This window comes from Pseudomonas sp. NY15354 (genome assembly GCF_048068075.1).
Taxonomy (GTDB): domain Bacteria; phylum Pseudomonadota; class Gammaproteobacteria; order Pseudomonadales; family Pseudomonadaceae; genus Aquipseudomonas; species Aquipseudomonas guariconensis_C.
Genome location: NZ_JBLUPV010000018.1, coordinates 12,394 through 38,999, shown reverse-complemented (window position 1 = coordinate 38,999; position 26,606 = coordinate 12,394). Strand labels below are relative to the sequence as shown.

General features: G+C 63.9%; 24 protein-coding genes and 3 pseudogenes. 18 read left to right on the top strand and 9 right to left on the bottom strand.

Annotation, left to right across the window (positions count from 1 at the left end):
* Positions 1–29: 29 nt before the first annotated feature.
* Both ACNFCH_RS17270 and ACNFCH_RS17265 read right to left on the bottom strand, forming a co-directional pair.
* On the bottom strand, positions 30–1,796 hold the full coding sequence (locus tag ACNFCH_RS17270; RefSeq protein WP_337159123.1) for a monovalent cation:proton antiporter-2 (CPA2) family protein: 1,767 nt from the start codon (positions 1,794–1,796) through the stop codon (positions 30–32).
* 218 nt (positions 1,797–2,014) lie between these two features.
* Positions 2,015–2,485, bottom strand: coding sequence for a hypothetical protein (locus tag ACNFCH_RS17265; protein ID WP_337159122.1), 471 nt, complete (start codon positions 2,483–2,485; stop codon positions 2,015–2,017).
* A 211-nt stretch (positions 2,486–2,696) separates the two neighbouring features.
* Between ACNFCH_RS17265 and ACNFCH_RS17260 the strand changes: the two genes are divergently transcribed.
* Entirely contained in the window at positions 2,697–3,104 is a 408-nt protein-coding gene (locus tag ACNFCH_RS17260) for a hypothetical protein (RefSeq protein ID WP_337159121.1), read from the top strand.
* Between the two features lie 21 nt (positions 3,105–3,125).
* Here ACNFCH_RS17260 and ACNFCH_RS17255 read toward each other — a convergent pair whose 3' ends face one another.
* Positions 3,126–4,037: an ATP-binding protein gene (locus ACNFCH_RS17255; protein ID WP_416743187.1), complete on the bottom strand. Its 912-nt coding sequence runs from the start codon at positions 4,035–4,037 to the stop codon at positions 3,126–3,128.
* Positions 4,038–4,129: 92 nt separating this feature from the next.
* On the opposite strand from ACNFCH_RS17255, the gene ACNFCH_RS17250 reads away from it, so the two are divergent.
* Positions 4,130–4,912, top strand: a complete 783-nt coding sequence (locus ACNFCH_RS17250; RefSeq protein WP_416743186.1) for an AraC family transcriptional regulator — start codon at positions 4,130–4,132, stop codon at positions 4,910–4,912.
* A gap of 201 nt (positions 4,913–5,113) precedes the next feature.
* Here ACNFCH_RS17250 and ACNFCH_RS17245 read toward each other — a convergent pair whose 3' ends face one another.
* Positions 5,114–5,554 carry an anti-virulence regulator CigR family protein gene (locus ACNFCH_RS17245; protein ID WP_416743185.1) on the bottom strand — a complete coding sequence of 147 codons (441 nt, stop codon included), beginning with the start codon at positions 5,552–5,554 and terminating at the stop codon, positions 5,114–5,116.
* 172 nt (positions 5,555–5,726) lie between these two features.
* Between ACNFCH_RS17245 and ACNFCH_RS17240 the strand changes: the two genes are divergently transcribed.
* Together ACNFCH_RS17240 and ACNFCH_RS17235 are read left to right on the top strand one after the other, a co-directional pair.
* A complete protein-coding gene (locus tag ACNFCH_RS17240) occupies positions 5,727–6,173 on the top strand; it encodes a hypothetical protein (RefSeq protein ID WP_337159117.1) in 447 nt (148 codons plus the stop codon).
* 200 nt (positions 6,174–6,373) lie between these two features.
* Entirely contained in the window at positions 6,374–7,159 is a 786-nt protein-coding gene (locus tag ACNFCH_RS17235) for an aspartate/glutamate racemase family protein (protein WP_416743184.1), read from the top strand.
* Here the strand turns inward: ACNFCH_RS17235 and ACNFCH_RS17230 are convergent.
* The gene (locus tag ACNFCH_RS17230; RefSeq protein WP_416743183.1) at positions 7,113–7,970 is read right to left on the bottom strand and encodes a LysR family transcriptional regulator; all 858 of its coding nucleotides are present in this window, start codon (positions 7,968–7,970) and stop codon (positions 7,113–7,115) included. The two genes, ACNFCH_RS17235 and ACNFCH_RS17230, sit on opposite strands and share 47 nt — an antisense overlap.
* A 167-nt stretch (positions 7,971–8,137) precedes the next feature.
* Here ACNFCH_RS17230 and ACNFCH_RS17225 point away from each other — a divergent pair, with 167 nt between their 5' ends.
* The 5 genes from ACNFCH_RS17225 to ACNFCH_RS17205 all read left to right on the top strand — a co-directional run bounded on the left by ACNFCH_RS17225 (position 8,138) and on the right by ACNFCH_RS17205 (position 13,034).
* Positions 8,138–8,659: an L-2-amino-thiazoline-4-carboxylic acid hydrolase gene (locus tag ACNFCH_RS17225; RefSeq protein ID WP_196162155.1), complete on the top strand. Its 522-nt coding sequence runs from the start codon at positions 8,138–8,140 to the stop codon at positions 8,657–8,659.
* A complete protein-coding gene (locus ACNFCH_RS17220) occupies positions 8,656–9,918 on the top strand; it encodes a hydantoinase/carbamoylase family amidase (protein WP_416743182.1) in 1,263 nt (420 codons plus the stop codon). Before ACNFCH_RS17225 ends, ACNFCH_RS17220 begins: the two co-directional genes overlap by 4 nt.
* Before the next feature lie 107 nt (positions 9,919–10,025).
* Entirely contained in the window at positions 10,026–11,123 is a 1,098-nt protein-coding gene (locus ACNFCH_RS17215) for a PLP-dependent cysteine synthase family protein (protein ID WP_337159113.1), read from the top strand.
* A gap of 44 nt (positions 11,124–11,167) precedes the next feature.
* Complete coding sequence (locus ACNFCH_RS17210) at positions 11,168–11,548, top strand: RidA family protein (protein WP_196162157.1); 381 nt, start codon at positions 11,168–11,170, stop codon at positions 11,546–11,548.
* A gap of 238 nt (positions 11,549–11,786) precedes the next feature.
* Positions 11,787–13,034 carry an MFS transporter gene (locus ACNFCH_RS17205; RefSeq protein WP_337159112.1) on the top strand — a complete coding sequence of 416 codons (1,248 nt, stop codon included), beginning with the start codon at positions 11,787–11,789 and terminating at the stop codon, positions 13,032–13,034.
* Between the two features lie 318 nt (positions 13,035–13,352).
* Here ACNFCH_RS17205 and ACNFCH_RS17200 read toward each other — a convergent pair whose 3' ends face one another.
* Positions 13,353–13,553 carry a DUF1289 domain-containing protein gene (locus ACNFCH_RS17200; protein ID WP_043207024.1) on the bottom strand — a complete coding sequence of 67 codons (201 nt, stop codon included), beginning with the start codon at positions 13,551–13,553 and terminating at the stop codon, positions 13,353–13,355.
* 158 nt (positions 13,554–13,711) lie between these two features.
* Between ACNFCH_RS17200 and ACNFCH_RS17195 the strand changes: the two genes are divergently transcribed.
* The 5 genes and pseudogenes from ACNFCH_RS17195 to ACNFCH_RS17175 all read left to right on the top strand — a co-directional run bounded on the left by ACNFCH_RS17195 (position 13,712) and on the right by ACNFCH_RS17175 (position 18,823).
* Positions 13,712–14,134 (top strand): hypothetical protein, encoded by a 423-nt coding sequence (locus ACNFCH_RS17195; RefSeq protein WP_416743181.1) that lies wholly within the window; start codon positions 13,712–13,714, stop codon positions 14,132–14,134.
* Positions 14,131–14,403: a hypothetical protein gene (locus ACNFCH_RS17190; RefSeq protein ID WP_416743180.1), complete on the top strand. Its 273-nt coding sequence runs from the start codon at positions 14,131–14,133 to the stop codon at positions 14,401–14,403. The genes ACNFCH_RS17195 and ACNFCH_RS17190 overlap by 4 nt, the downstream gene beginning before the upstream one ends.
* Before the next feature lie 777 nt (positions 14,404–15,180).
* Complete coding sequence (locus tag ACNFCH_RS17185) at positions 15,181–16,563, top strand: APC family permease (RefSeq protein ID WP_337159109.1); 1,383 nt, start codon at positions 15,181–15,183, stop codon at positions 16,561–16,563.
* Between the two features lie 28 nt (positions 16,564–16,591).
* Positions 16,592–17,965 (top strand): annotated as a pseudogene (locus ACNFCH_RS17180) (HAMP domain-containing protein); the annotation flags it as partial.
* A gap of 102 nt (positions 17,966–18,067) precedes the next feature.
* Positions 18,068–18,823 carry a methyl-accepting chemotaxis protein gene (locus ACNFCH_RS17175; RefSeq protein ID WP_416743207.1) on the top strand — a complete coding sequence of 252 codons (756 nt, stop codon included), beginning with the start codon at positions 18,068–18,070 and terminating at the stop codon, positions 18,821–18,823.
* Between the two features lie 16 nt (positions 18,824–18,839).
* Here ACNFCH_RS17175 and ACNFCH_RS17170 read toward each other — a convergent pair whose 3' ends face one another.
* Together ACNFCH_RS17170 and ACNFCH_RS17165 are read right to left on the bottom strand one after the other, a co-directional pair.
* Positions 18,840–19,013: a DUF2986 domain-containing protein gene (locus tag ACNFCH_RS17170; RefSeq protein WP_337159107.1), complete on the bottom strand. Its 174-nt coding sequence runs from the start codon at positions 19,011–19,013 to the stop codon at positions 18,840–18,842.
* A 386-nt stretch (positions 19,014–19,399) separates the two neighbouring features.
* Positions 19,400–19,998: pseudogene (locus tag ACNFCH_RS17165) on the bottom strand (alpha/beta hydrolase).
* A 475-nt stretch (positions 19,999–20,473) separates the two neighbouring features.
* On the opposite strand from ACNFCH_RS17165, the gene ACNFCH_RS17160 reads away from it, so the two are divergent.
* On the top strand, positions 20,474–20,980 hold the full coding sequence (locus ACNFCH_RS17160; RefSeq protein ID WP_337159106.1) for an N-acetyltransferase: 507 nt from the start codon (positions 20,474–20,476) through the stop codon (positions 20,978–20,980).
* A 1-nt stretch (position 20,981) separates the two neighbouring features.
* On the opposite strand, the gene ACNFCH_RS17155 is transcribed toward ACNFCH_RS17160, so the two are convergent.
* Positions 20,982–21,887 (bottom strand): LysR family transcriptional regulator, encoded by a 906-nt coding sequence (locus tag ACNFCH_RS17155; RefSeq protein WP_416743179.1) that lies wholly within the window; start codon positions 21,885–21,887, stop codon positions 20,982–20,984.
* Positions 21,888–22,097: 210 nt separating this feature from the next.
* Here ACNFCH_RS17155 and ACNFCH_RS17150 point away from each other — a divergent pair, with 210 nt between their 5' ends.
* The 3 genes and pseudogenes from ACNFCH_RS17150 to uvrA all read left to right on the top strand — a co-directional run bounded on the left by ACNFCH_RS17150 (position 22,098) and on the right by uvrA (position 26,546).
* On the top strand, positions 22,098–23,210 hold the full coding sequence (locus ACNFCH_RS17150) for an S-(hydroxymethyl)glutathione dehydrogenase/class III alcohol dehydrogenase (protein ID WP_337159104.1): 1,113 nt from the start codon (positions 22,098–22,100) through the stop codon (positions 23,208–23,210).
* Positions 23,211–23,270: 60 nt separating this feature from the next.
* Positions 23,271–23,849, top strand: a complete 579-nt coding sequence (gene gfa / locus ACNFCH_RS17145; RefSeq protein ID WP_337159103.1) for an S-(hydroxymethyl)glutathione synthase — start codon at positions 23,271–23,273, stop codon at positions 23,847–23,849.
* A gap of 147 nt (positions 23,850–23,996) precedes the next feature.
* Positions 23,997–26,546: pseudogene (gene uvrA, locus ACNFCH_RS17140) on the top strand (excinuclease ABC subunit UvrA).
* Positions 26,547–26,606 lie beyond the last annotated feature (60 nt).

Sequence of the window (26,606 nt, the reverse complement as noted above, 5' to 3'; positions counted from 1 at the left end):
CGGTGCGCCGGTTGGCGCGATTCAAGTCGTCAAACCTGCGGTCGGTGGTCGCCAGCCGAGCCGTCTTCATCCTCGAGCCCTTCGCCGGGCGACTCCTGCCGGTACAACGCCAACAGCCAATCCGCCTCCTGGCGTTGGTAACGCCGGACCCAGGCGGCGGCCTGGGCTTCGTCCTGGCCCAGGGCGATGAACGCGCGGCGGGCCATTTCCAGGCTGGAATGGAAGGTTTCGCGGACCGGACTGGCCCCAAGCTCGAGCAGACGCAGCACATCCTGATGGTCGCGCACCGAGGCGATGACCGGGGTGTGCGGGTACTGCTGGGCCAGCAGGTCCACGGTCTTGAGATTGACCTGCGGATCGTCGGTGGCAACGATCACCAGTTCAGCCTCACCGACCTTGGCGGCGCGCAGAATCTGCGAGCGCGACGGGTCGCCATAGAACACTGGCGGGCCCTGTTTGTCGGCATAGCGCCCGAAGGTTTCGATAGAGGTATCCAGTGCCACCAGGCGCACACCTTCTGCGTGCAGCATCCTGGCGATGGCGCGGCCCATGCGACCCATGCCTGCCACCACGACCTGCGGCGCCTGATCCACCTCCACCGGCGGCAGCGATGCGGGGGCGTCTGCCACAGGTCGCGCGTCACGCAGTTGACGCGCCAGCACCATCATCACCAGCGGCACCACCGCCATCGACAAGGTGATGGCCAACACCAAGAGGTCGTGCACCTGTTGCGCCAGCAACTGGTGATCCAGCGCCAGTTTGAACACCACGAAGGCGAATTCGCCCCCCGACGCCAGCACCACCGCCAGGCACAGCGCCTGGGCGCGGCTCAGCCCGCCGGTCCAGCGCCCCAGCCCAAACAGCACCGGCAACTTGATGCCCACCAGCAACAGGGTCAGTGCCAGCACTTGCAGAGGCATGCCCAGCAACAGCCGCAGGTCGGCGGTCATGCCCACACCGACGAAGAACAACCCCAGCAGCAAGCCCTTGAGCGGCTCGATCTGGGATTCGAGTTCATGGCGAAACGGCGATTCGGCCATCAGCACACCGGCCAGAAAGGCCCCCAGCGCCATGGACACGCCCACATGCTCCATCACCCAGGCCGTCCCCAGCACCACCAGCAGCGCGGTGGCGGTGGAAAGCTCATGCAGCCCCGACTTGGCCACCCAGAGAAACACCGGCCGCAGCAGGTAACGCCCGCCGATGATCACGATGCCGATACCGATCGCCACCGCCAGCAACGGCCGCGTGCCTTCGGCCGTGGTCGTGGCGCCACCGGCCAGCAACGGCACCACGGCGATCAGTGGAATGGCGGCGATGTCCTGGAACAACAGAATGCCCACCGCCAGGCGCCCGTGGGGCTTGTTCAGGTCCTTGCGCTCGGCCAATACCTGCAGGCCAAACGCGGTGGACGACAGCGCCAGCCCCACGCCGAGCACCACCGCCGCGGCGGGTGACTGGCCGAACAGCACAAAGGCGATCACGCCCAGTACCACCGCTGTGAGGCCCACCTGCAACGAGCCGACGCCGAACAGCGACTTGCGCATCGTCCACAATTTACGCGGCGACAGTTCGAGGCCGATGATGAACAACAGCATCACGACCCCCATCTCCGAGAGCCGCGCGACGTTGTGAGGATTGTCGATCAGCCCCAGCACCGAGGGGCCGATCATGATGCCGGCGAGCAAATAACCCGGCACCGCGCCCAGCTTCAGGCGCTGGACCAGAGGAACCAGAAGCACCACAGCCAACAGAAAGACTACCGTCGCCTGCAACAGGCTGCCGTCATGAGGCATTTCCCTCCCCCTTGCTCGAATGCCAGGCAACAGCCCGCGCGAAGTCGATTGCCTGAGTCCCGCCGGCCATGATGGAACTGAGTATGGGTGATTAATGGCCGTTTGCTTGCTGCTGGTTTTTATTTTCCGCGCAGGGTTTTACAGACGTGCATCGACCACGGCCACCACCTGGTCGGGGCAGCCGAAACGCACCCACTCACCGCATACCGCCATCGACCTCAAGGGCTGACCTGGTAGCCCCGTCCTTGCAGGCAACTGCTGTAGGCGTTGGCGTGGGCGGAGTCCTGGGCTTCATTCTGGTTGCGGCGGTCCTGGCGACGGTCCTGACGCTGGCGCATTCCGCCCACGGCCGCGCCCGCTGCCGCCACCTCGCCGGCACGGTTCTGCCGGTATTGCTCCTTGGCATTGTCGCCGGCCCGGTCATAGAGTTCTTCGTGCTGCCGGCCACGCACTTCGGCACCCACCGCGCCTGCTGCCGCCCCGGCAGCCGCGCCACGCACCCGGCCGCCGACATGGGCCTTGGACGAGGTGCCGGCGCTGCTGGCCGCGTTACTGGCCACACCGTTGCAATAGTCCATGTCCGTTTGCATCTGTTGGCTGCTCTGGCCATTGAGCGGCACGACACTCTGGGCACTGACGGGCCCCGCGAGCAGCAACACGCCCAGACAGCACCCTGTGAACGTACGCATGGCACACCTCCTCCGAAGAACGTCCCAATCTCCCAGAATAGTGCCCGCGCGAGGTCACTTGGTCCCTTGGACACAATCATTCGAGCGGCACGCCTAGAACTTTTCGCTATTTATTGGTCTATGTGAGTGAGCACAGCTCGATAAACGCGGCCTCATGTTTTTCCAACGCCATGACCGCGATCCCATTGTCTTTCAGAGGTTGTCTTTGCTCATGAAAATCAACGTCCCACGAATGGTGCTCCTTGGCCTGTTCGCGTTCGCGTCGATGGGCTCGGCATCTGCTTCACCGATGAAGGCGCAAAGCCCAGTGCCTGGCGCCGCGATCACCGCCCCTCGGGCGGCCGAAAACCCTTGGCCGAGCCTGGCCAGCCTGGCTGGCGAGCAACAAGCGCCGATGCTTGCCCATGATGACGACCGCTACTGGCGAGACGGCCGCTGGCACGACCGCCGGGACGACTGGCGCCGCGCCCAATGGCGCCGGGAGCAGGCCCGCCGGGAAGCGGAGCGTCGTCATGAATGGGAACGCCGTCACTATCGCGCCCGCTACGAACATGATCGTCGTTACTACGATCATGATCGGCGCTACTACGGGCATGATCAGCGCTATTACCGCCGTTAAGCGCTGCGGCACGCCCGGGTATCAGGGCGTGTCCTGGCTCCAGCGCCCGGCGTAGTCCCGGGCAAACTGCGCGGCGATGCGTCCGGAGCGCGAGCCGCGCTGGGTGGCCCAGCGAACCGCATGCACATGGGCCTGCTCGATGGCATGTGCAGGCACCCCGTAGACATCCAGCCACTGGTTCACCGCATTCAGGTATTCGTCCGGCGAGAAGCCGTAGAACGAAATCCACAGCCCGAAGCGCTCGGACAGCGACACTTTCTCCTCTATCTCTTCCCCTGGGTGCAGCGCCCCATTCTCGCCGCGGGTCATCGACAGGTTGTCCGAGGCGCGTTCGGCAATCAGGTGCCGGCGGTTGGACGTGGCGTAGATCAGCACGTTCGATGAATGCTCGGCCACCGAACCGTCCAGGGCGGTCTTCAGGCGCTTGTAACCGATATCCCCTTCCTCGAACGACAAGTCATCGCAGAACAGGATGAAATACCCCGGCTGGTGGCTGACGATGTCGATGACTTCGGGCAGGTCCCCGATGTTTTCCTTGTCGATCTCCACCAGCTTGAGCCCGCGGGAATGGAACTCGTTGAGGCACGCCTTGACCAGCGAGGACTTGCCTGTCCCCCTGGAGCCCGTCAGCAACACATTGTTGGCAGGCTTGCCGTCGAGAAACTGCTGGGTGTTCTGGCGGATCAGCGCCTTTTGCCGGTCGATGTTCTGCAACTGATCGAAGCCGATGAGGGTGGGCCGCCTGACCGGCACCAAGGTGGCGCGATGGCCACCCTGGCCGGCCCGGTACTGCCATTGGTAGGCGATGGCATCGGGGTCGAGGACTGGTACGGGTGGGGGCGCGAATGCGCGTTCCAGCGAGTCGGCAATGCGCTTCAACTGCGCAACGACCTCCTGGGAGAAATCAGCCGGGTCAGGCGAAGGACTGTTCATACGGATAGCACATCAGGTCGAGGGGACGAGCCACCATGATGCTAAGCTGGCGCGCTCCCGTCTAACGACTGATGGACACAAATCGTCGAATAATGGACAACAAGACCCCCATCGCGACCCAGCATTTCCTGCCGCCTGACCGGGAGGTGGCGACATTGGCCCTGGACCTGGCGGACGGCACCTGCATCGAAACCCATCGGCACCCCCATGGGCAGTTGCTGTACACCACCCGAGGCACCTTGATGGTCAACACCCATCAGGGGTGCTGGGTGGTGCCGTCCAATTACGGGCTGTGGATTCCCGCCGAGGTCGCTCACTGGACGCGCACCCTCGGCGCCACGTGTATCCGCACGCTCTATTTCGCGCCGCAGCGCACCCCTGGCATGCCAGGTGAGTGCGCGGTATATGCCATCTCCAACCTGGTGCGGGAGTTGATCATCGAGACCTCTGGGATGGACCTGGAGATTGCCCAGGGCAACCGGCACGCCCGCCTGGTCGGGCTGCTGCTCGATGAGCTGGCGCTGGCCAGGGTCTCGGCGATCTACCTGCCGCGCCCCAAGGGGCAACGTCTTCAAGCGCTGTGCCAGCACCTGGTGCAGAACAGGACGCTGGATTGGGGGCTGGCCGAATGCGCCGATTTTCTGGGTTTGAACATCAAGACGGTGCAGCGCTGGTTCCATGAGGATGTGGGGATGAGCTTCGGCACGTGGCGCAAACAGGCGCGCTTGCTGATCGCGCTGGACAGGCTTGCCCAGGGCCACAACATTCTGGAAGTCTCGCTGGACGCAGGGTACTCCACGCCCAGCGCGTTCACGGCGATGTTCAAAAGGGAATTCGGGCTACCCCCGCGCACCTTCCAGCAGCCACGCCGCTGAGCCTTTAGTGCAGCGTGGCAGCCCATCCGCGAACACCATACCCGTAGGGCTGCGCAGCAGCCCCCTGCCAGCACGCCGGCTCCAGCATCCTGGGGCCGCTGCGCGACCCTTCGCGGCACAAGGCCGCTCCTACAGATACGGCGCAGTCCGTGTAGGCGCTGGCGAAGCCTGCGATGGGCTGCGCAACAGTCCCAGGAGAGATCAATCCAGTACGTTGGTCAGCACTTCATAGATCAGGCCCGTGGCAATCGTGACCAGCAGCAAGTCCGTGCCGGCCTGGCGCCACTCATAACCATCGTAGTGAGGCAGCCGACCAATCAGGCGTCCATCGAGCTTCTTGGCGATGCCCGGTGGCAGCGGTTTGCCGCGAGCGAGGTTTTTCCGCACGCCCGGGGGCAGCGCAGCCCCTGGACTCCAGTAGCCCCGGTTGTCATCGAGAATGACCCGGACACCCCCAAGGTCGATTTGCGGACCACCGTGCCAGTCGTTGCCACCGCCCGGGTTCTGATGGCCTTGATTGCCATGTTGCATGTTCTTGCCATGGCCATTGCCCTTGCCGTTACCTGGGTCAGCCAGCGCTGGGCCCGCGCCCAGCAAGGCCAGTCCCAGCGTGACAGCGAGCAGTGTGTTGAGTCTGGACATTGCATCTGTCTCCTTACATGGGATGCCGCTACTGAGCGTAGCGCCCACCGCCGGGATCTGACAGTAAAAAAAAGGCACCGACGTCCCGGCATTTCGTCGGCAGACCTTGAACCCCGTGGCCTCGGCGATGTCATACCGGCATCCCAACCCCGCCTCTGGAGGCGACTCGATCATGAAGAAAACCTTGGTAGTTGCAGCAGTGTGCGCGTTCGCGCTTGGTGCTACAGCATTACTGCCCGCCGACCTCTCCCCGATTGGTTCGGTTTATGCCAAGGGTGGCGGTGGCGGTGGCGGTCATGGTGGCGGTGGCGGCAACGGCGGCGGCCATGGCGGCGGCAAGGGCGGGCTGGGTGGCAACCATGGCAGCAACAGCAATGGCGCCAACGATGGTGGTGTGCATGCCGGCAAAGCGACCCGTGACCACGGCGTGAGCGGCAAACACTACGGCCAGGACCGAAATGACAGCGAAGGGCACGGCTCGGTGACCTCCGGTGTCGCGCAATCGCGTGACACCCGCGGTCTGGCCAAGTCCCGGGCGATCTCCGACACGACACCGGGCACCCATAACACCAAGGGCTTGGACAACGCAGTCCACTCCTCCACCAAGAACGATCGCTGATCGGACTCGCTCGTCAACGAGCGCCTGGCTCACCGAGTACCTGGACATCGCTCGATGCCCAGGTACCTGGCGCCACCCTTCCCCCTCACTCATCGCAGATCGCGATGAACCTGCCGAAACACACCGTCAGTCGGGCGTAGGCCCATCCGCTATGATGCGGACCGGGCGTTGAACAGCACTTACTGCCGGGAGGTCAGGCCATGAAGCATCACAAGACGGGTATCGATTTCAATCAGCCAGCGCAGCATCGTCCCCGCCTGGGCTTGATCGCGCTGGCGTCGGATGTGCTGGTCGAGCGTGATTTCTGGCGCATGGGGCTGGCGGCCGGGATCGATATCGTGACCACGCGGATCGCGCAATCCATGCCGCTGACCCCCGCCACGCTCGCCCGGCTCGAAGACGGCATCCCGGACGCCGTGCGTTTGCTGCTGCCTGATGCGCCGCTCGATGCCATCGTCTTCGCCTGTACCTCCGGCTCCGCGATCATCGGCCCGCAGAAAGTGGCCGAGCAGATTGCAGCCCTGCGCCCCGGCGTCGCGATCACCAATCCGGCGACCGCCGCCGTGGAAGCGCTGAAACACCTGGGATGTCGCAGGATCGTATTCATCGCCCCCTATACCGAGGATGTCGCCGAAATCACCAGCGGGGTGTTCGCCGAGGCCGGCATCGGCTTTTCCGATCGCCTGTGCTTTGGCCTCACCAGCGACGTGCAGATCGCCACACCGGGGCTGGCGCATTATCGACGCGCCATTGCCCAGGCCGATATCGCCACTGCCGATGCGATTTTCCTGTCGTGCACCACAGCTGCCACGCTGGACTTGATCGCACCGCTGGAGGCCGAGACGGGATTGCCGGTGATCACGTCGAACCAGGCAGCCTTCTGGCACGCGCTGCGTTGCATGGGCCATACGCCGTCAATGGCCGGCTTCGGCACGCTTTTCAGCCAGCCGCGCCATCGGCCTGCAGCGCATCGCGCAGGGTCGTGAGCAACTGCTGCACGATGACCGGCGGCTCACGGTGGGCGGTCTTGAACTGCCCATGCACGATGGGCAGCCGCGGCAGCCGCGGATGATGCAGCTTCACAAGATCATCGGGGCAGTCTTCCTCGGGGATGGCGGCGATGGCCAGGCCACTGCGCACCGCTGTACGAATGCCCTCGAGCGTGTTGCAGTCATACACCGAACGCCACGGCACACCCGCCTGGTCCAGCGCGGTAAAGGCTTCGCGAAAGTACAGGCAATGCCCCGAAATATGCGCCAGCGGCAGGACCTCGGTCTGGTCCAGGTCAAAGCCCGGCAGACCGATCCAGACCAGCTGGGAGGGGCATAGATCTGCTACCTGTCCGTCCTGCAACGGTTCGCGCATCAGCGCGGCATCCAGAAAACCGTCAGCCAGCGCACGGCTGTGCTCGTAGGACAGCCCCGAGGTGACCTTGATGGTCACCTTCGGGCGCATGGCCATGAAGGTTTGCAGCACCGGCGCCAGGCGCGAGAACAGGTGGTATTCATCCGGCAGCCCCAGCTTGATCGTGCCGCCCATGCGCGCGGGGCAGAACTCCTCTTCGATGCGGTCGATGACCTGCAGCAGGGTCGCGACATGGGTCAGCAGGACGTCACCGGCCGTGGTCAGCTGGCAACTGCGGGTGGTACGCCGAAAGAGCTGGGTCTGCAGGTAATCTTCGAGCTTGGCGATATGCCCGCTGACCGTGGACTGGCTGGCATTGAGCAGGCGAGCGGCCTCACTGAAGCTTCCGACCGAAGCCACTTTGTAGAAACTGCGCAGCAGAACGGTATCCATCGGGTATGTCCTTCACAGCACTGAGCCACGAAACCTGAAGCGCGCTAGCGCTCCAATTGATTGTAAAACGCGATCAATCTATCAGAGAAATCCGTTACCAGCCAATAAGTGCTGCTGGGTATAGTGCCAACACATACCCATAAGAACTCCACCAAAGGAGAAGCAGCATGAGTGACAAGCCAGGTGATCGTCCGGCATCCGCCACCGACGGCGAGATCGGCATTCTTGCCCGACGCCGCATCGAGGCCGGTGTCATCGCACCGATCTATCAAGAACTCTGCGCCCGCCTGGGCGAGGAGATGGCCCAATCGATCATCGATGCCGCCATTCGCAAAGCCGCCGTCGAGGCCGGCCAGGCCTTCGCCGCCAAGACCCCGGGCGGCACCAGCCTGCGAACCTTCCAGGATCTGCAGTCGTTGTGGACTCAGGACGACGCACTGATCATCGCCGTCGACACGGCCACCGACGACCAGTTCCACTACACCGTCCATCGCTGCCGTTATGCCGAGATGTACCGGGAAATGGGCCTGGGCCACATCGGGCACCTGCTGTCGTGCAACCGCGACTACATGTTCCCGCAAGGCTATGACTCGAACATCGAGCTCGAACGCACCCAGACCCTGATGGAAGGCGCGCCCTGCTGCGACTTCAAGTACCGCTACGTGAAAAAACAGGACGGCCAGCAATGAGCGTGATGACCCACACGGCGCGCAAAGCGCACATCCAGCAAGACCGCCTCTGGACGGACTTGATGTCGACGGCCAAGTTCGGCGCCTTCGGCGAAACCGGGATGCGGCGCTTGGCACTGAGCGAGGAAGACCGTCAGGTTCGCGATTGGTTCGTGGCCGAGTGCCGGGCCCTGGGCTGCACGATCGACATCGACCGAATCGGCAACATCTTTGCGACCTACCCCGGCCGCGATCCGCACCTGGCGCCCATCGCCATGGGCAGCCACCTGGACACACAGCCTGCCGGTGGCCGCTTCGACGGCATTCTCGGGGTGCTGGCCGGCGTCGAGCTGCTGCGCGCCCTGCAGGATGCCGCGATGCGCCCTGCCCACTCGATCACCGTCATCGTCTGGACCAACGAGGAAGGCTCGCGCTTTGCCCCAGCCATGATGGGCTCGGGTGTGTATTGCGGCGCCCACGCGCTGGAAACCATCGCCGCGACCTGCGACAAGTCCGGTGTTTCGGTGGCCCAGGCCCTGGATGCCATCGGCTATGCCGGCGACCGCGAGCCTGGCTTCATGCCATTTGCCGCCTACCTGGAGCTGCATATCGAGCAAGGGCCGGTACTGGAAGCGCAGAACCTGGAGATCGGTGTCGTCGAAGCGGTGCAGGGTGTCTGCTGGCTGGACATCAAGGTGCCCGGCGTCGAAGCCCATGCCGGTGGCCGCCCCATGACGATGCGCGAGGACGCCCTGGTCGCGGCCTCGAAGATCGTGCTGGCGGTCGAGGCCGTGGCGGCCCGTCATGCCCCGGGCGTGGGCACTGTCGGCTACATCAGTGCCGGGCCCAATTCGCGCAATGTCATCCCCGGCTCGGTGTCTCTGGAAGTGGACCTGCGCCACCCCACCGATGCAGGGCTCACGGCACTGGAGACCGAACTGACCGCCGAGGTCCGGCGGATCGCCCCCCAGGCGCAGGTTCGCAGGGTCTGGCTCAAGCCACCGGTCAGGTTCGACTCGCGCATCGTCGATCTCGTGGCCGCCTGCACCGAGGCCCTGGGCTATTCGGCGCGGCGCATGGTGTCCGGCGCCGGTCACGACGCTGCTCACGTGGCCGGGCTGGCACCGACCGCGATGATCTTCATTCCGTCGTACCTGGGCCTCTCGCACAACGTGCGCGAGTACTCCTCACCCGAGCAATGCGCCAAAGGCGCCACGGTACTGCTCGATGCAGTGCTGGACCTGGACGAGCGCCTGTCGGGCAACACCTCCAGCAACTGACGCACTGTCCCACGGCAAGTCAATGCACCCCGGACGGCCCCTCGCAGCTGTCCGCGCAGGGTCGTGGGCGCAATTCATAACGATTGGCGTAACTTGGAACTATTGATATGGGCACTGATACCACGCAATCCGTAGATATCGATTGGTCACGCAATGCGGTCAGGTTGCTCGAGGGCGATGGCCATCGTTCGGCCGACACTCACCTGATCAAGCCGACCTTCCCGGGCCTGGGCAAGCTCTCGGTCTACCTCAAGGACGAGAGCACCCACCCCACCGGCAGCCTGAAGCACCGCTTGGCCCGCTCGCTGTTTCTCTATGGCATCTGCAACGGGCGAATCAACAAGGGCACCACACTGGTCGAGGCCTCCTCTGGCTCCACGGCCGTGTCGGAAGCCTACTTCGCCAACCTGCTGGGCTTGCCGTTCATTGCCGTGATGCCCAGGAGCACCAGCGAAGCCAAGATCGGCGCCATCCGCCGTTTCGGCGGCGTCTGCGAGTTCGTCGATCACCCCGGTGAGGTCTATCGGGTGGCCGCCGAGATCGCCGCGCAAAAAGGCGGCTACTACCTGGACCAGTTCACCTACGCCGAGCGCGCGACCGACTGGCGCGGCAACAACAACATCGCGCAGAGCATTTTCAGCCAGATGGAGTGCGAGGAGCAGTCATGCCCTGCGTGGGTGGTGATGAGCGCCGGCACTGGCGGCACCTCGGCCACCATCGGCCGCTACATCCGCTATCGCGGTTTCGACACTCGCCTGTGCGTCGTGGATGTGGAGCACTCCGCGTTCTGCGAAGCCTGGCAGACCGGGGACATGTCCACGACTTGCCCCCACCCTTCGCGAATCGAAGGCATCGGCCGCCCTCGGGTGGAGCCGTCGTTCATTCCCGGGGTGATCGACCGTATGTTCAAGGTGCCGGACGCAGCCTCGATCGCCGCGGCCCACGTGCTGTCGGAGCGGTTGTTCCGTCGCGTCGGCGGCTCGACCGGCACGAACTTCTTCGGGCTGCTGTGCATTGCCAGCGAAATGAAACGCCGCGGCGAAGAAGGCTCGCTGGTGACCTTGATCTGCGACAGCGGCGATCGCTATGCGGACACCTACTTCAACGCCCAGTGGCTGGCGCGCAACAACCTGGACATCGCGCCGTGGTACGCGCGCATCGAAGCCTTCCTGGACGGTGCGACGGATCAGCTGAGCGTCGACTGACCGAGCCACCTGCCCCCTTCCTTCCAACGACAACGGAGATCGACATGATCACCCAGGTTTCCAGCACCCACGCCCCGCTTGCCATCGGCCCCTATTCCCAGGCCATCCGCATCGGCAACTTGTTGTTCGTTTCAGGCCAGTTGCCCATTGTGCCGGCCACCGGCGAGTTCTGCTCCGATGACGTCGTCGCGCAAACGCGCCAGTGCCTCGAGAACATTGCCGCGATCGCACGCGAGGCCGGCACCTCCTTGAAGAACACGGTCAAGACGACGCTGCTGGTCACCGACCTGAGTGCGTTCGCCCTGGTCAACGGCGCCTATGCCGAGTTCTTTTCGGCGCCTTGTCCGGCGCGCGCCTGCTATGAGGTCAAGGCCCTGCCCAAAGGCGCCCAGGTCGAGATCGAGGCGGTGATCGCCATCCCATAGTTCCAGTACCGGGGCCTGAGGCCCCTTCCCCGCGCGGGTGCCCCGGTATCGCACCACCGCAACCCTGATAGACCCAGCACGCGTCATGCAGGCGCCCGCCCACTGCGGGGGGACCGCCTGCGCACATCAATAATTACAACGAGAGATTGTGGAGGCTTTTATGGGTATGCCAATCGCTTCGAGTCCATGCGAAGCAAGCAACACGTCCGGTCAACGTTCGCTGGATGAGGCGCGCCTGATGCCCATCCATATCATTGCAGCGCTCGCCTGCCTGGGCGGCGCGGCGTTGGATGGCTACATCCTGGGCATCGTCGGCCCTGCGCTGGCACTGGCCAAGAACGAACTGCTGCTGACCGCCATGAGCCAGGGCCTGATTGCCTGCAGTGCGTTGATCGGTGTGTTCATCGGCGGGCTGGTGTTCGGCAACTTCGCCGACCGCTACGGGCGCCGGCCGGTGTTTTCCTGGAACCTGGCGGCGTTCATCGTCCTGTCGGTGTGCCAGTTCTTCGTGCAGGACATCTGGCAACTGGTGGTCCTGCGCTTGCTCCTGGGGCTGGCGATCGGTGTCGAGTACGCGGTCGGCTCCACGGTCCTGGCCGAGTTCTCCCGGCGCAAGAACCGGGGGGCCCTGCTGGGCTGCTTCACCATTGCCTGGCAGATCGGCTTTACCGCCGCGTTCATCATCGGCGCCTTCTACGACGGTGATAACTGGCGGATGCTGCTGGGCTCGAGCGTGATTCCAGCGGTCATCATCTACCTGCTTCGCCTGCTGCTGCCGGAAACACCGATGTGGCTCAAGGCACAAGGGCGGGACGCCGAGGCCCGGGCCATCGTCGATCGGCACTTCGGCGCCGAGTATGCGATTCCCGATGTCGATGTCAGCCCCAAGAGTGCCTCGCTGGGCGAGCTGTTCAAGCGGGACACCTGGAAACACACGCTGTTCTCCGGCCTGTTCTGGTTCTGTCAGGTGGGCCCCTTCTTCGCCATCTTCACCTTCATGGTGCCGGTACTGGAAACGCTGGGGCTACAAGGTGATCACCGGGTCGACCTGTCGCTGAACGCCATCCAGATCGCGGGGGTGATCTTTGGCGTGTTCCTGGTGCACTGGATGAGCCGTCGTGGGTTCGTGATCTGGACCTTTGTCGCGGTGCTGGCGATCTTCCTGGCCCTGGGTGCGTTTGCTCATGCGCCGACCTGGGTCGTCGTGGGCCTGTTTGCGACCTACATGTTCATTGGCCCGGCGATCAACAACATCCAGTTCGTGTATCCGCCGGAGATTTTCGACACCCATGTTCGAGCGACCGGGATTGGCTTCTCGGCAGCCTTCTCGCGGATATCGGCTGCAGGCGTGACCTACCTGCTGCCCTCGCTGCTGCAGGCGTTCGGCTTCTCGGCGACCTTGATCATGATGGCGGGCTTCCCGCTGCTGGGCCTGGTGGTGACCATGGCCTGGGCGCCGGAAACCAAAGGCAAGGCATTGCGATAAAGGTCCGTGCACGTGCTGGCGAACCTGGGGCTGCTTTGCAGCCCATCGCGGCGCAAGGCCGCTCCTACAAGTACGGTGGTGGCTTGAGCGCTACACAGCACCTGTGTGGCGGTTCACCCGCGAACACCGGCAACGCCGGTGCCATACACCGCGCCGTCTGCTTCGCGGGTAAACCCGCTCCCACAAGGCTGGCGGTGACCTTTTAAGAAATGGGTTCACCCGCGAACATCGGCAAAGCCAGTGCCATACCCCGCAATCCCAGAAACGGGGCTGCTTTGCAGCGGCCCCAGGGGCTCCACCAGTCATCCCGGCACCCGGTCAGTCACGCGCCTGGCGCTTGGCGCCCTTCTTGACGATGGCCTTCAACCGCGTCGCCGCACGCTGCACCGTCGCCATCTTCTCGGGCCGCTTCATGCCGCGCCATTTGCGGATCTCTTCGCGGGTTCTGCCACAGCTCACGCACAGCTCGCCATTGAGCTGACAAAGCGAGACGCAAGGGTTGTCGATGTCTTTGGCCATGGGCTGCTCCGAAAGCGGGCGCGCATGATACTGCAAACGCGCCGGCATTCGGCGCTCCCACCGGCGCACTATTAAGACTCATCTTATTGGCCGCCTGACCCCTTCATGGTCCCATTGCGAATCGATGACCCATCACCGTGACAGGCTCTGGATACCTGATGGAAAAGTACTTTGGCATTGCGCTTTGCTGCCTGTCTTCAGTGTTCGGCGGATTCGCCGTTGCCTCGCAGACGAACTTCTCGCCCGAGCAGGAAGAGCAAATCGCTCAGGTGAACGATCTCGGCCACCAATTGGCTGAGGAGCTTGAGCAAAAGAAGGTTCTGGTGGATGCACTGGACCACTTGGAGCAACAGGTGGCGGATCTGGTCACGGCCAACCAGCGGCTCTCGGATCGGCAGACCGCGCTAGTGGATGCCCAGGCGAAGAACGCGGCCATCAGCCTCTTGAACGATGAGGCCTCGAACGATGCGCGCACCAGTTATGCCGTGGGCGCCTGGTACGCCGAATCGGCCTGCGCCTGCCCCAAGCCGACCTGGTCATCTGGCTTGATACCCCGCGACTCACCTGCCTCACCCGAGTGATCGTTCGCAGCCTGCTGGACAGGCCCCGGGCCGACCGGCCGGTTGGCTGCAAGGAACGCCTGGACAAGGCGTTCCTGGAGTTCTTGAAATTCGTCTGGCAGTTCGATTGCAGCTACCGCGCAGAGATCGAAGCCATCCGCCTGACTGTGGCGCCGCAGGTTCCAACCGTGCATCTGCGCGGGAAGACGCAGATCGACCAGTTCCTGCAAAGGCTCGACGACACGCCCCTGCAGACAGCGATGGACCCAGCGCGACACGATCGCCCCTAGCCCTACCGCCAACCGATCGGCGAAAGCGCCTCGGGCCTCAATGCGCCTGGGCGCGGTCTACATCAGGTTCGGTGCATTTGCCGTGCAATTGATAGTCGCTGCGCTGTGGTGCTGGGACTTGATCAATCTGTATCTCCAGTGACCGGGTTTGCCCGGTGCCAGCTCACACAAAAGGGTGATGGTGGCCCCCGCGCAGCCATGGAAAAATAGCCCAGCACGGACGATGTAGAGAATGGACACTCCAGGGGTGGAGTGACATGCCATGAGAGGTGGATCAAAGACCGTCTGAAGCGTGAGACCACATTGGACAATGGACGCGTTCAATGCACTCTTTTCGTGCCTTTTCATCATGGCATTTATATCTCATTGAGAAAGAGTGCCGCCCTTGTCATTCGAAATCGGATGATTGTTCGAAGGCAATACAAATGCCTTGAAAACATTAAATGGTTATACCGACTTGATGAACGACAGGCGTTGGCCCGCAGTATTAAGGCCCCTCTAGCCCGCTGAAGGATCGGCTTTAAATAGTTGCTATCGCCTGGCGCCACCCGAGCCCGCAGGCCGCCCCACTCATGCCGTAAATCGCTTGTGAAGTTGCAAGTTTTCGACGTAGCAACCCTTGACGTGTCATGCCCTGGCCGTCGCCACTGAATGCGTTATTGCAACGCACGTCATCACGTGCCCGCGCCGAGGTGTTCTCGCAGATACGAACATACCCCCGTCAAGATCGACTCAAATATTGCCAGTGCCTTGCATCTGAACTTTCAGGAGTCAGTAATGAATATAACAACAAGTACGGCCGATACCCCCTCCCACCATTCCACGTCGCAAAGCGCCTCTTCGAGTCGCTTCCGCCAGTCCATGAGCCTGACCTCCCTGGTGCTGTTCGGTCTGGCCTACATGGTCCCGCTGGCGGTGTTCACCACCTACGGACTGGTCACCCAGATGACCCAGGGGCACCTGCCCACCGCCTACATACTGACGCTCGTCGCCATGCTGTTCACCGCCTACAGCTATGGTCGAATGGTCCAGGCCCACCCCTATTCCGGCTCGGTGTACACCTACACCCGCAAGGCCTTCGGCACCTACTTCGGCTTCATGGCCGGATGGACCCTGCTGCTTGACTATATTTTCCTGCCGCTGCTGAGCTACCTGTTGATCGGCATCTACATGTCCGAATACTTCCCAGCGGTCCATGCCTGGGTCTGGGCGCTCGGTTCCATCGCGCTGGTGACCTTCCTCAACCTGATCGGCATCGAGTCCATCACCCGCGTCAACTGGGTGCTGGTCGTTGCCCAACTGGTGTTCATCGTTGTCTTCATCGCGCTTTCGATCAGTCACCTGGACCAGCAATCGGCTCCCGTTTCGCTGCTGGCCCCCTTCCACCACGAAGGTTTCAGCGTGCCCCTGATCATGACCGGCGCAGCCGTGCTTTGCCTGTCGTTCCTGGGCTTCGACGCGGTGTCGACCATGGCCGAGGAAACCGCCAACCCACAACGTCGGATCCCACAGGCGATCATGGCCGTGACGATGATCGGTGGCTTGCTGTTTCTGGTGGTGTCCTGGTGCGCCCAGATGGTGTTTCCGGAGTGGAGCACCTTCCATGACCCGGACTCGGCGTCGGTGGACGTCATGCGTCGCGTCGGCGGAGAACTGCTGGTGAGCGCCTTCACCGCCACCTATGTGGCAGGTTGCTTCGCCTCGGCGATGGTGTCCCAGGCGAGCGTGTCACGGGTGCTGTTCGCCATGGGCCGGGACGGCGTGCTGCCGCGCGCATTCGGTCAACTGGTGTCAAAGAAACGGGTGCCGGCCACGGCCATCATGGTGGTCAGCCTCCTGTCGCTGATTGCGTTGTTCATCACCCTCGATACCGTCGCCAACATGATCAGCTTCGGTGCGCTGTTCGCCTTCTCGGCGGTGAACCTGGCGGTGGTCAAGCACTATCTGGTCGGGCAGAAACTGCGCGGCATGCGTAACTACCTGTTGTACGGCCTGCTGCCGGGGCTGGGGTTCCTGAGCACGATCTGGCTGTGGACCAGCCTGTCGAGCATGTCGTTCATGATTGGCCTGGGCTGGATGGGGCTTGGGTTCATCTGCCTGCTGGGAGTCACCCGCGCGTTCCGTGTAAAGCTGCCGGAACTGCATATCGCGGCTGATTGACCCCACCAGGCATCGAGGCAAAGGGGCAATGAATGCCCCTTTTGCCTTGCAGGGCCCGTCCCTTCGGCACGCGGCCTCTCGCCTTTCGAACAGGTCCAGACCCAAGGAAGCCCCCATGCTGCTCAATCGCCTGTCCATCCAGTGGAAGATCACCCTGCTGGCTGGCCTGTGTCTGCTCACTATCGTCACCCTTCTGGTGGGCGCCTCTGAGTACCAATCCCAGCGCAGCGCTACGCTGGTGAAGGATGACAGTAGCCAGATGCTCGACCAGGCAGCCCGCTCGCACCTGCATGCCCAGGCCGAGCTACAGGCCACCCGCATCCAGCGCTACTTCATGGACAACTACCAATACGGCAAGGGCGTCGCTCGCCAGGTGCTGCTCCTGCAAGAGCAGATGCAAAAGTACGCGCTCGATGCGTCCGACGTACGCCAAGAGCTGACACGCCAAGTGCGCACGAGCCTGGAGTCAAACCCCAACATCCTCGGCCTGTATGTGGTGTTCGAGCCAAACGCCTGGGATGGCAAGGACGAACGTTTCGAAGGCAAGACGCCGATTGGCAGCAATGAAAAGGGCCGTCTATCGCTGTATTGGGCCCAGCCTGCGCCCGGCACGCTCGAGTCGGAATCCATGACTGAAGCACTGCTCGCCAATGCCAGCATCGGGTCGAATGGCGCGCCCTACAACACTTGGTACACCTGCCCGCTGAAAACCGGGCAGGTGTGCATGCTTGACCCCTACTTCGATCACGTCGGCGACCACCAGGTGCTGATGACCAGTATTGTTTTCCCGCTGCAACGGGGCAACAAGGTGATCGGCGTCCTGGGCGTGGACATCAGCCTGGAGCGCCTGCAGCAAATGAGCCTGGCCGGTAACCGCAGGCTGTTTGACGGCAGTGGCCATGTCAGCATCTTGAGCGCCTCGGGCCTGCTTGCCGGACACAGCCGTGACGCCAGTCTGCTTGGCAAGAAACTGCAAACCGCCTACCCCGTTTGGGCGGATGAGCTGAGCGCCAACCTTCAGGGCGCCAAGGCCATGACGTTTGTCCACGATGACGCGCTAGGGGTCATGTCCCCCTTCGAGCCGATTCCAGGTGGCGCCCCCTGGAGCGTGATGCTGGAAGTTCCCGAGCAGGTGCTGCTGAGCCCGGCCCAGGCGCTGGAAGCCAAGCTCGATCAGCACAATCGTGCGGCCAGTATCAGTGGGTTGTTGCTCGGCCTGATTGCCTCTATCGCCGGTCTGATGCTGATCTGGCTGACCGCCCGCAGCGTGACTCGGCCGATTCTCGGCGTGTCGCGCATGCTCATGGACATCGCCAGCGGCGACGGCGACCTCACCCGCCGCCTGAGCTACGCCCGCCAGGACGAACTGGGCGAGTTGGCGGGCGGCTTCAACCGCTTCCTCGACAAACTGCAGCCGGTCATCGCCGAGGTGACGCGCTCGGTGCAGGACGCCCGCAGCACGGCTGACCAGTGCGCCCTGATCGCCCGCCAGACCAGCACCGGCATGCAGCACCAGTATCGCGAGGTGGATCAGGTGGCCGCGGCGTCCAACGAGATGAGCGCCAGCGCGCAGGAGGTCGCTCGCAGCGCCGCCCGGGCGGCCGATGCAGCTCGGGGTGCCGACCAGGCCACCGTGGAGGGTCTTGGTGTGATCGGGCAGGCGACCCAGACCATCGAGCAACTGGCCCGCGAGATGGATGCCGCGATGAACGAGGTGCAGGCCTTGGCGAGCAGCAGCGAGCAAATCGGCTCGGTGCTGGAGGTGATTCGCGCCATCGCCGAGCAGACCAACCTGCTCGCGCTAAACGCCGCCATCGAGGCGGCACGCGCTGGCGAGGCTGGGCGTGGTTTCGCCGTGGTGGCTGATGAGGTGCGCAACCTGGCCCGCAGGACCCGGGACTCGGTGGAGCAAGTCCGTCAGGTGATTGACGGCCTGCAGCACGGCACCCGTGACGTGGTCGGCTCGATGCACAGCAGTCATCGCCAGGCTCAGGGCAGCGTGGCGCAGGCGGAACAGGCGGTGGAGGCCCTGCGGCGTATTGGCGAAGCGGTCAACGTGATCACAGACATGAACCTGCAGATCGCATCGGCCGCCGAGCAGCAGAGTGCGGTGGCCGAAGAGGTCAATCGCAATGTGGCCTCGATTCGCGATGTGACCGAGTCGTTATCCGGTCAGGCAGAGGAGTCCGCGCGGATCAGCCAGGCGTTGAATCACCTGGCCAGTCATCAGCACGGATTGATGACGCAGTTCCGAACATAGGACACGCCACCTGTGCTCAGTGCGAGACGTGCTCGATCTCTACGCTTGATTCACTCGCTGCCTGCGCGGCCAGTTTCTCGCGCTCGGCCTTGCTGATGTACTTGGGCTTGTTGCTGCGCGGCGCGAGTTTGGCGCTGGCTTTCTTGGCGTGGGCCTTGAGCAGCTGCTTGATCTTTTTCTGACGGTTCATGGTTCACTCTGGCGGGGTCACGTTGCGCCTACCCTACCGTGGCGCAACATTGGGCATTAAACCTGAATGTCGATCGTGGACACCAGCGCCCTGCTGGATGGCACGGGCTTCGCCCGTGTTCGCGGGTGAACCCGCTCCCACAGGTACAGCGGTGTTGTTGAGGGCATCGCTGTACCCGCGAATAGGCCGAGGCAAGTGATTCCCTCCCAGGCGAGCCTCCGCTTCATGAGTCGATGCAGACAAGGGCCATTGTGGGCGGTTCTGGAGAGTCTCCACCGTTTCAGGCTGGATTGCGCCGCTCTCAAGGCTTGCGCAATCCCTGTGGGGTTCACCCGCGAACACGGGCGAAGCCCGTGCCATTCAACATGGCATCATGACAGCCGCCATCAACTCAGCGCAGCCTCATCGATCAACGCCGCGATCTCGGCAGGATGCGACGCCAAGGAGGCATGGCTTGCGTCCAGCGTGATGACCTTGCGTGCTCGCAGGCGACCCGACATCCAGGCTTGGTTTTGCGGGGCGATCATGTGGTCCTGGCTGGAGATCTGGTACCAGCTGGGTTTGTACCTCCAGGCAGTTTCACTGACCGCATCGGCGAAGGTACTGGCAAGGGGCGCTTTTTGCGTTGCCGCCATGACGAAGGCCTCATCGGCGGTGAGGTCCTGGCTGAAGCTGTCCTGGAACCTCTCGGCCTTCAGCCACAGGTAGCCATCACTGTCCGGCGTCAGGTTGGGGGCCGCTGCAGGTAAATGCTGTTGGGCTGGTTGCCCACCTCGGTGATGACCGCCCCGCCGTATGAATGCCCGACCAACACCACAGGGCCTTGGGTCTGGGCGATCATCTTGCGGGTACGCTCCGCGTCGTCAGCCAGCAAAGTAAGTGGGTTCTCCACGGCCTGGATGGCGTCGAGCCCGAGTTTTTTCAGTTCGAGAGTCACTTTTGCCCAGCGGGCTGCCCCGCCCCAGAAGCCATGAACCGATAACAGTGGGTTTCTTCATGGTCGGTACGTGTGTCTAGCGTGAAAGTGATCGGTCGCACCCGCTGCCGGGACGACCGCCTCTGCACTATAGATCCCTCGCCACGGTCAGCAAGTCTCACCGCATACCCGTTGCTCGGGTGCCCGTCCGCACAAGTTGCGCATTCTTATCGGCTCCTGGCCAAGCAGGTACTTCTCGTAAGTCAGCACCCGTAGGCAGGGATTCAGCTTGTAAGCCCAGGCGCAATCAGGAACGACAAAGATGAATACAGCAGCAAGCGAAAGGGTGAGTCCATTGACGTGACGCATGGCCGACTCTCCGCGCAAGTGGCAATTCACTATCACTCTAGGTGAGTCGGCCAGAACGTGCGATGAGCAGTTCCGTATGAAGAACAACGATATCTTCGTGCGCCATTTATCCCACCAACTTGCAAGGCGGCTATGTGTAAACCAGACTGGCCCGCCCCCGCCCGGACGCCAACGTATGGCAAACACAATCCGCACCGAACATCCCCACGACATCGACGCCATCGCACGCCTGACCGTCGCGGCGTTCAAGAATGAAGTGCATTCAAGCCACACCGAGCAATTCATCGTCGATGCATTGCGCCGCAGTGCGCAGCTGACGGTTTCCCTGGTCGCGGTGGACGATGACGCCATCGTCGGTCACGTTGCCATCTCGCCCGTCACGCTGTCGTCGGGCGCAACACGTTGGTACGGGCTTGGGCCTGTTTCCGTGTGGCCGGATCGCCAGGGGCAAGGCATTGGCTCGGCCTTGATCAAGGCCGCGCTTGCCCGACTGCAAGAGATGGGCGCCGCCGGCTGCGTGGTACTCGGCGAACCTGGCTACTATGGCCGCTTCGGGTTTGCGGCCCACCCCGGACTTGAACTTCCTGGTGTTCCACCTGAGTACTTCCAGGCATTGGCCTTGGAGGGGCCACTGCCGACGGGGGTTGTGAAGTACCACGAAGCGTTTGAAGCCACCGAGTAGCTCACCCCAGCCGTGGCAACGCGCCCACGGCCTCGTGAAGCGCATCGAACACCACCCTGACCCGCGCAGGCACAGGCCCGCGCTGGGGGCGGTAGACATACAGCCCCCAGGGTGTCGGCTCTGCCTCCGGCATGACCTGCACGAGCTTGCCGCTGGCGATGTGGGGGGCAACCATGTAGTCCGCCAACTGGGCGAACCCGACCCCGGCCAGTACCGCGCCCATCTCCATGTCGGCGTCATCGGCGACGAACGCCGCTGAGGTGGGCGTCCACTGTCGCCCCGCCTTGAAGTACCACGGCCATGGCCGACCGGTGTTGATGTCCAGGGATGCGCAGACCGGCAGAGCGGCCAAGTCCTCCACACACCCAGGCGCTTTCACCCGCGCGACCAGGCTCGGCGCCGCGACGATGGGAAGACGCATGCGACTGGCCTGGCGCGCCACGAAGCGGCTGTCGTGCAGGAACCCCACCCGGATGCCGACATCGATCTGCTCATCGACCACCGCGCTCAGCCGATCCGACAGCCGCACGTCCAGCGTGATACCCAGGCGCTGCGCAGCAACGCGCTCCAGCGCCGGCAGTACTGCACGGTTGCCCAGGCTGTGCGGCGCGCTGACCCGCACCGTGCCGCCTGTGCACACCGCCTCCCCCATGCCAGGCGGGCGCCACACCTCATCGAACTGCTCGAGCGCCGGTCGCACGCGCTCCAGCAGGTCTTCACCGAACGCGGTGATCCGCACCTGACGCGTATTGCGGTGAAACAGCAGTTCGCCAAAGTGCCGCTCCAGGCGTTGAACAGCACGCGTGACCCCCTGGGGGGAAGTGCCCAGGCGCACGGCCGCCTCCCGGAAGCTGTCGTGCTCGGCAGCGGTACGGAAGATGCGCAGCAGTTCCAGTTCGTTGTTCATGAGGTCAGACCAGAGGTACGGATGGGCGATGATAATTCCAATTATAGGAATAATAAAATCCAGACAATTCCATATACAGGACTACCCCTGCCCGCCACACTGGCCCCACACCAGATGTCCGGTAGTCAAACCACCGCATGTCCCCCGTCTGAAAATACATCGACGACCGCTATCGGATCGTTGCCAAGGCAACCCGTCGAGGAGCCCATCATGAAATCACGTGCAGCTGTTGCCTTCGAGCCAGGCAAACCTCTTGAAATCGTCGAGATCGACGTCGCCCCGCCGCGCAAGGGCGAGGTATTGGTGCGCATCTCCCACACCGGCGTCTGCCATACCGACGCCTTCACCCTCTCCGGCGACGACCCTGAGGGGGTATTCCCTGCCGTGCTCGGCCACGAAGGCGCCGGCGTGGTCATGGAGGTCGGCGAAGGCGTGACCAGCCTCAAGCCCGGCGACCATGTCATCCCGCTCTACACCGCCGAATGCGGTGAATGCCTGTTCTGCAAGTCTGGCAAGACCAACCTGTGCGTGGCCGTTCGCGCCACCCAGGGCAAAGGCCTGATGCCAGACGGGACCACGCGTTTTTCCTACAAGGGCCAGCCGATCTTCCACTACATGGGCTGCTCGACCTTCAGCGAGTACACCGTCGTAGCCGAAGTCTCGCTGGCCAAGATCAACCCCAACGCCAACCACGAGCATGTCTGCCTGCTGGGCTGCGGCGTCACCACGGGCATCGGTGCCGTGCACAACACGGCCAAAGTGCAACCGGGAGACTCGGTCGCCGTATTCGGGCTGGGCGGCATTGGCCTTGCGGTGATCCAGGGGGCGCGCCAGGCCAAGGCCGGACGCATCATCGCCATCGACACCAACCCGGCCAAGTTCGAACTGGCCCGCGCCTTCGGCGCCACCGACTGCGTCAACCCGAACGACCACGACAAACCGATCCAGCAGGTGCTGGTGGAGATGAGCGGTTGGGGTATCGATCACACCTTCGAGTGCATCGGCAATGTCAATGTGATGCGCGCGGCCCTGGAATCGGCCCACCGCGGCTGGGGCCAGTCTATCGTCATCGGTGTGGCCGGTGCCGGTAAGGAGATTTCCACCCGGCCGTTCCAGCTGGTCACCGGCCGCAGCTGGAAAGGCTCCGCCTTCGGCGGCGTCAAGGGGCGCAGCCAACTGCCCGGCATGGTGGAGCAAGCCATGCGCGGCGAGATCGAACTCGCCCCCTTCGTCACCCACACGATGGGCCTTGAAGACATCAACAAAGCCTTCGACCTGATGCATGAAGGCAAGTCGATCCGCACGGTCATCCATTTCGATTGACCCCCAGGGCGCGGCCCGTCGCCGTGCCCTATCACACCCGCGCCAGGAGGGACCAGTACCATGAACGCCCTACACCTACACCCAGCGATCGATCAGGGAATCCGGCCAGAACAGGCCGGCTTCGCCGGTGGCACCCTGCAGTGCCTGTGTCCGACCGACAAGGTGCAAGTCGCCATCAATGCACAAACGCTGCACAACCATGCCTGTGGCTGCACCAAGTGCTGGAAGCCTGCCGGCGCGATCTTCTCGGTGGTGGCCGTGGTGCCACGGGACAAGGTCAGCGTGCAGGCCCATGGCGAGAAACTGCAGGTGGTGGACCCGAACGCCGTGATCCAGCGCCATGCCTGCCGCGACTGTGGCGCGCATCTGTTCGGCCGCATCGAGAACACCGGCCACCCCTTCTACGGCTTGGATTTCGTGCATACCGAGCTCTCCCCGCAGAGCGGCTGGTCGGCGCCGGGCTTTGCCGCGTTCGTGTCTTCGGTGATCGAAAGCGGGACCCCGCCAACGCAGATGGATGCGATCCGCGCACGCCTGCGCGAACTGGGCCTGGAACCCTACGACTGCCTGTCCCCGGCGCTCATGGACGCCCTGGCCATCCATGCCGCCAAGCAAAAAGGCACTTACCGCGAAGCCTGACCCGCACCCTGGCGTCGAGGCAGGCCGCCGGCCCGCCTTGGCGCCTGACAAGGCGCGCATCATCCGCTCGTTGACGCCCAGGGGTAGGCGTTGATGCCAGACATTGGCTACCGTAACCCTTTTGCCAACCGCCGAGCCGCCCCCCCCATGACACGCACCCCTGCCCCAACCGACCACGTCCACCTCAAGACCGCAGACGGCTACGTGGTGGTGCGTGGCGCACGCGAACACAACCTCAAGGACGTGGATGTCGCCATCCCGCGCGATGCGCTGGTGGTGTTTTCCGGTGTGTCCGGCTCGGGCAAGTCGTCGCTGGCCTTCGGCACCCTGTATGCCGAGGCGCAGCGCCGCTATTTCGAATCCGTGGCCCCTTACGCCCGACGACTGATCGATCAAGTGGGCGTGCCGGATGTCGATGCAATCGACGGATTGCCCCCGGCGGTGGCGCTGCAACAGCAACGCGGCGCGAGCAATGCCCGCTCCTCGGTCGGCAGCGTGACTAACCTCTCCAGCCTGGTGCGCATGCTGTACTCGCGCGCCGGCACCTACCCCAGCGGCCAGCCCATGCTGTATGCCGAGGACTTCTCGGCCAACACGCCGCAGGGGGCCTGCCCGGCCTGCCATGGCCTGGGGCATGTCTATGAGGTCAGCGAGGCGAGCCTGGTCCCCGACCCCACCCTGAGCATCCGCGACCGGGCCATCGCCGCCTGGCCTCCGGCCTGGCATGGGCAGAACCTGCGCGACATCCTGGTCACCCTGGGCTATGACGTCGACAGGCCGTGGAAGGACCTGCCGCAAGAGGACCGCGACTGGATCCTGTTCACCGAGGAGGCGCCCACAGTACCGGTCTACGCCGGCCTTACGCCCGCCGAAACCCGCACCGCGCTCAAGCGCAAGCTCGAGCCCAGCTACATGGGCACGTTCACCGGGGCCCGGCGCTACGTGCTGCACACCTTCGCCAACACCCAGAGCGCGCTGATGCGCAAGCGTGTCTCGCGCTTCATGGAAGGCCGCCCCTGCCCGGCGTGCGACGGCAAGCGCCTCAAGCCCGAGGCGTTGTCGGTGACCTTCTGCGGGGTGGACATCGGCACCCTCGCCCAGATGCCGCTGGACCAGGTGGTGGCCTTGCTCGAACCGGTCAGCCGGGGCCAGGTCGATGACCAGGACACCCGCTCGACGGAAAAACAACTGGCCGCGCAACGCCTGGCCGAAGGGGTGCTCACGCGCCTGCGCACCTTGCAACAGCTAGGCCTTGGCTACCTCACCCTGGAGCGCGCCACACCGACGCTGTCGACCGGCGAGCTTCAGCGACTGCGCCTGGCCACACAGCTGAGCGCCCTGCTGTTCGGTGTGGTCTATGTGCTCGACGAGCCTTCGGCCGGCCTGCACCCTTCCGACAGCCAGGCGCTCTACGATGCCCTCGACCGCCTGCGCGACGCTGGCAATTCGGTGTTCGTGGTCGAGCATGACCTGGAGCTGATGCGCCGCGCCCAATGACTGGTGGATGTCGGCCCTGATGCTGGCGAGCGCGGCGGCCGCGTACTCTACAGCGGCGCCCCGGCGGGCCTGCGCCAGGTGGCCGAGTCGCACACCGGCCGCTACCTGTTCGAGCAACTGCCTGCCCCTGGGAGCCGCGCCCGCACACCTGCCGGCTGGCTGGAACTGAACGCCATCCGCCGCCACAACCTGCACGGCGTTGACGTGCGCGTGCCGCTGGGCGTGCTCACGGCGGTCACCGGGATTTCCGGCTCCGGCAAGTCGAGCCTGATCGCCCAGGCCCTGCCCGAGCTGATGCTGCTGCACCTGGGGCATGAACCCGAAGAGGAAGACAGCGAAGCCAGCACCGAAGGCCCGACGATCATCGAACGCACCGGCGGTCACCTGGGCGGCGACGTGCAGGCTGTACAACGGGTCGTGCAGGTGGATCAAAAGCCGATCGGCCGTACGCCACGGTCCAACCTGGCGACCTATACCGGGTTGTTCGACCCGGTGCGCAAACTGTTCGCCGCCACCGCCGAAGCCCGCAAGCGCCGCTACGACGCCGGGCGTTTCTCGTTCAACGTGGCCAAGGGGCGCTGCGACACCTGCGAGGGCGAAGGCTTCGTCAGTGTCGAGCTGCTGTTCATGCCCAGCGTCTACGCCCCCTGCCCTGCCTGTCACGGCGCCCGCTACAACGAAGACACCCTCGCAGTGCATTGGAATGGCCGCAACATCGCCGATGTTCTACGCATGACGGTGGAAGAAGCCTGCGACTTCTTCGCCGACGAGCAGGCCGTGTCGCGCTCGCTGCAGGTGCTGCGCGAAATCGGCCTGGGTTACCTGCGCCTGGGCCAGCCGGCCACCGAGCTGTCTGGCGGCGAAGCGCAGCGCATCAAGCTGGCCACCGAGCTGCAGCGCAGCCAACGTGGCCGAACCCTGTACGTGCTCGACGAGCCGACCACCGGCCTGCACGTGGCCGATGCCGACCGGCTGATGGCGCAGTTGCAGCGCCTGGTCGATGCCGGCAACAGCGTGGTGATGATCGAGCACGACATGCGCATGGTGGCCCAGGCCGATTGGGTGATCGACATCGGGCCGGGTGCAGGCCAGGCCGGTGGCCAAGTGGTAGCGACCGGCACCGCCGCCCAGGTCGCCCAAGCTCAGGGCAGCCGCACGGCGCCGTATCTTGCCCAGGAACTGGCCCGCGGCACGGCCTGAGCGAGAAACGCCGCCTCTATCGCCCATGTCTCAATCAACCCTCGCACCGTCGTCAGGGGC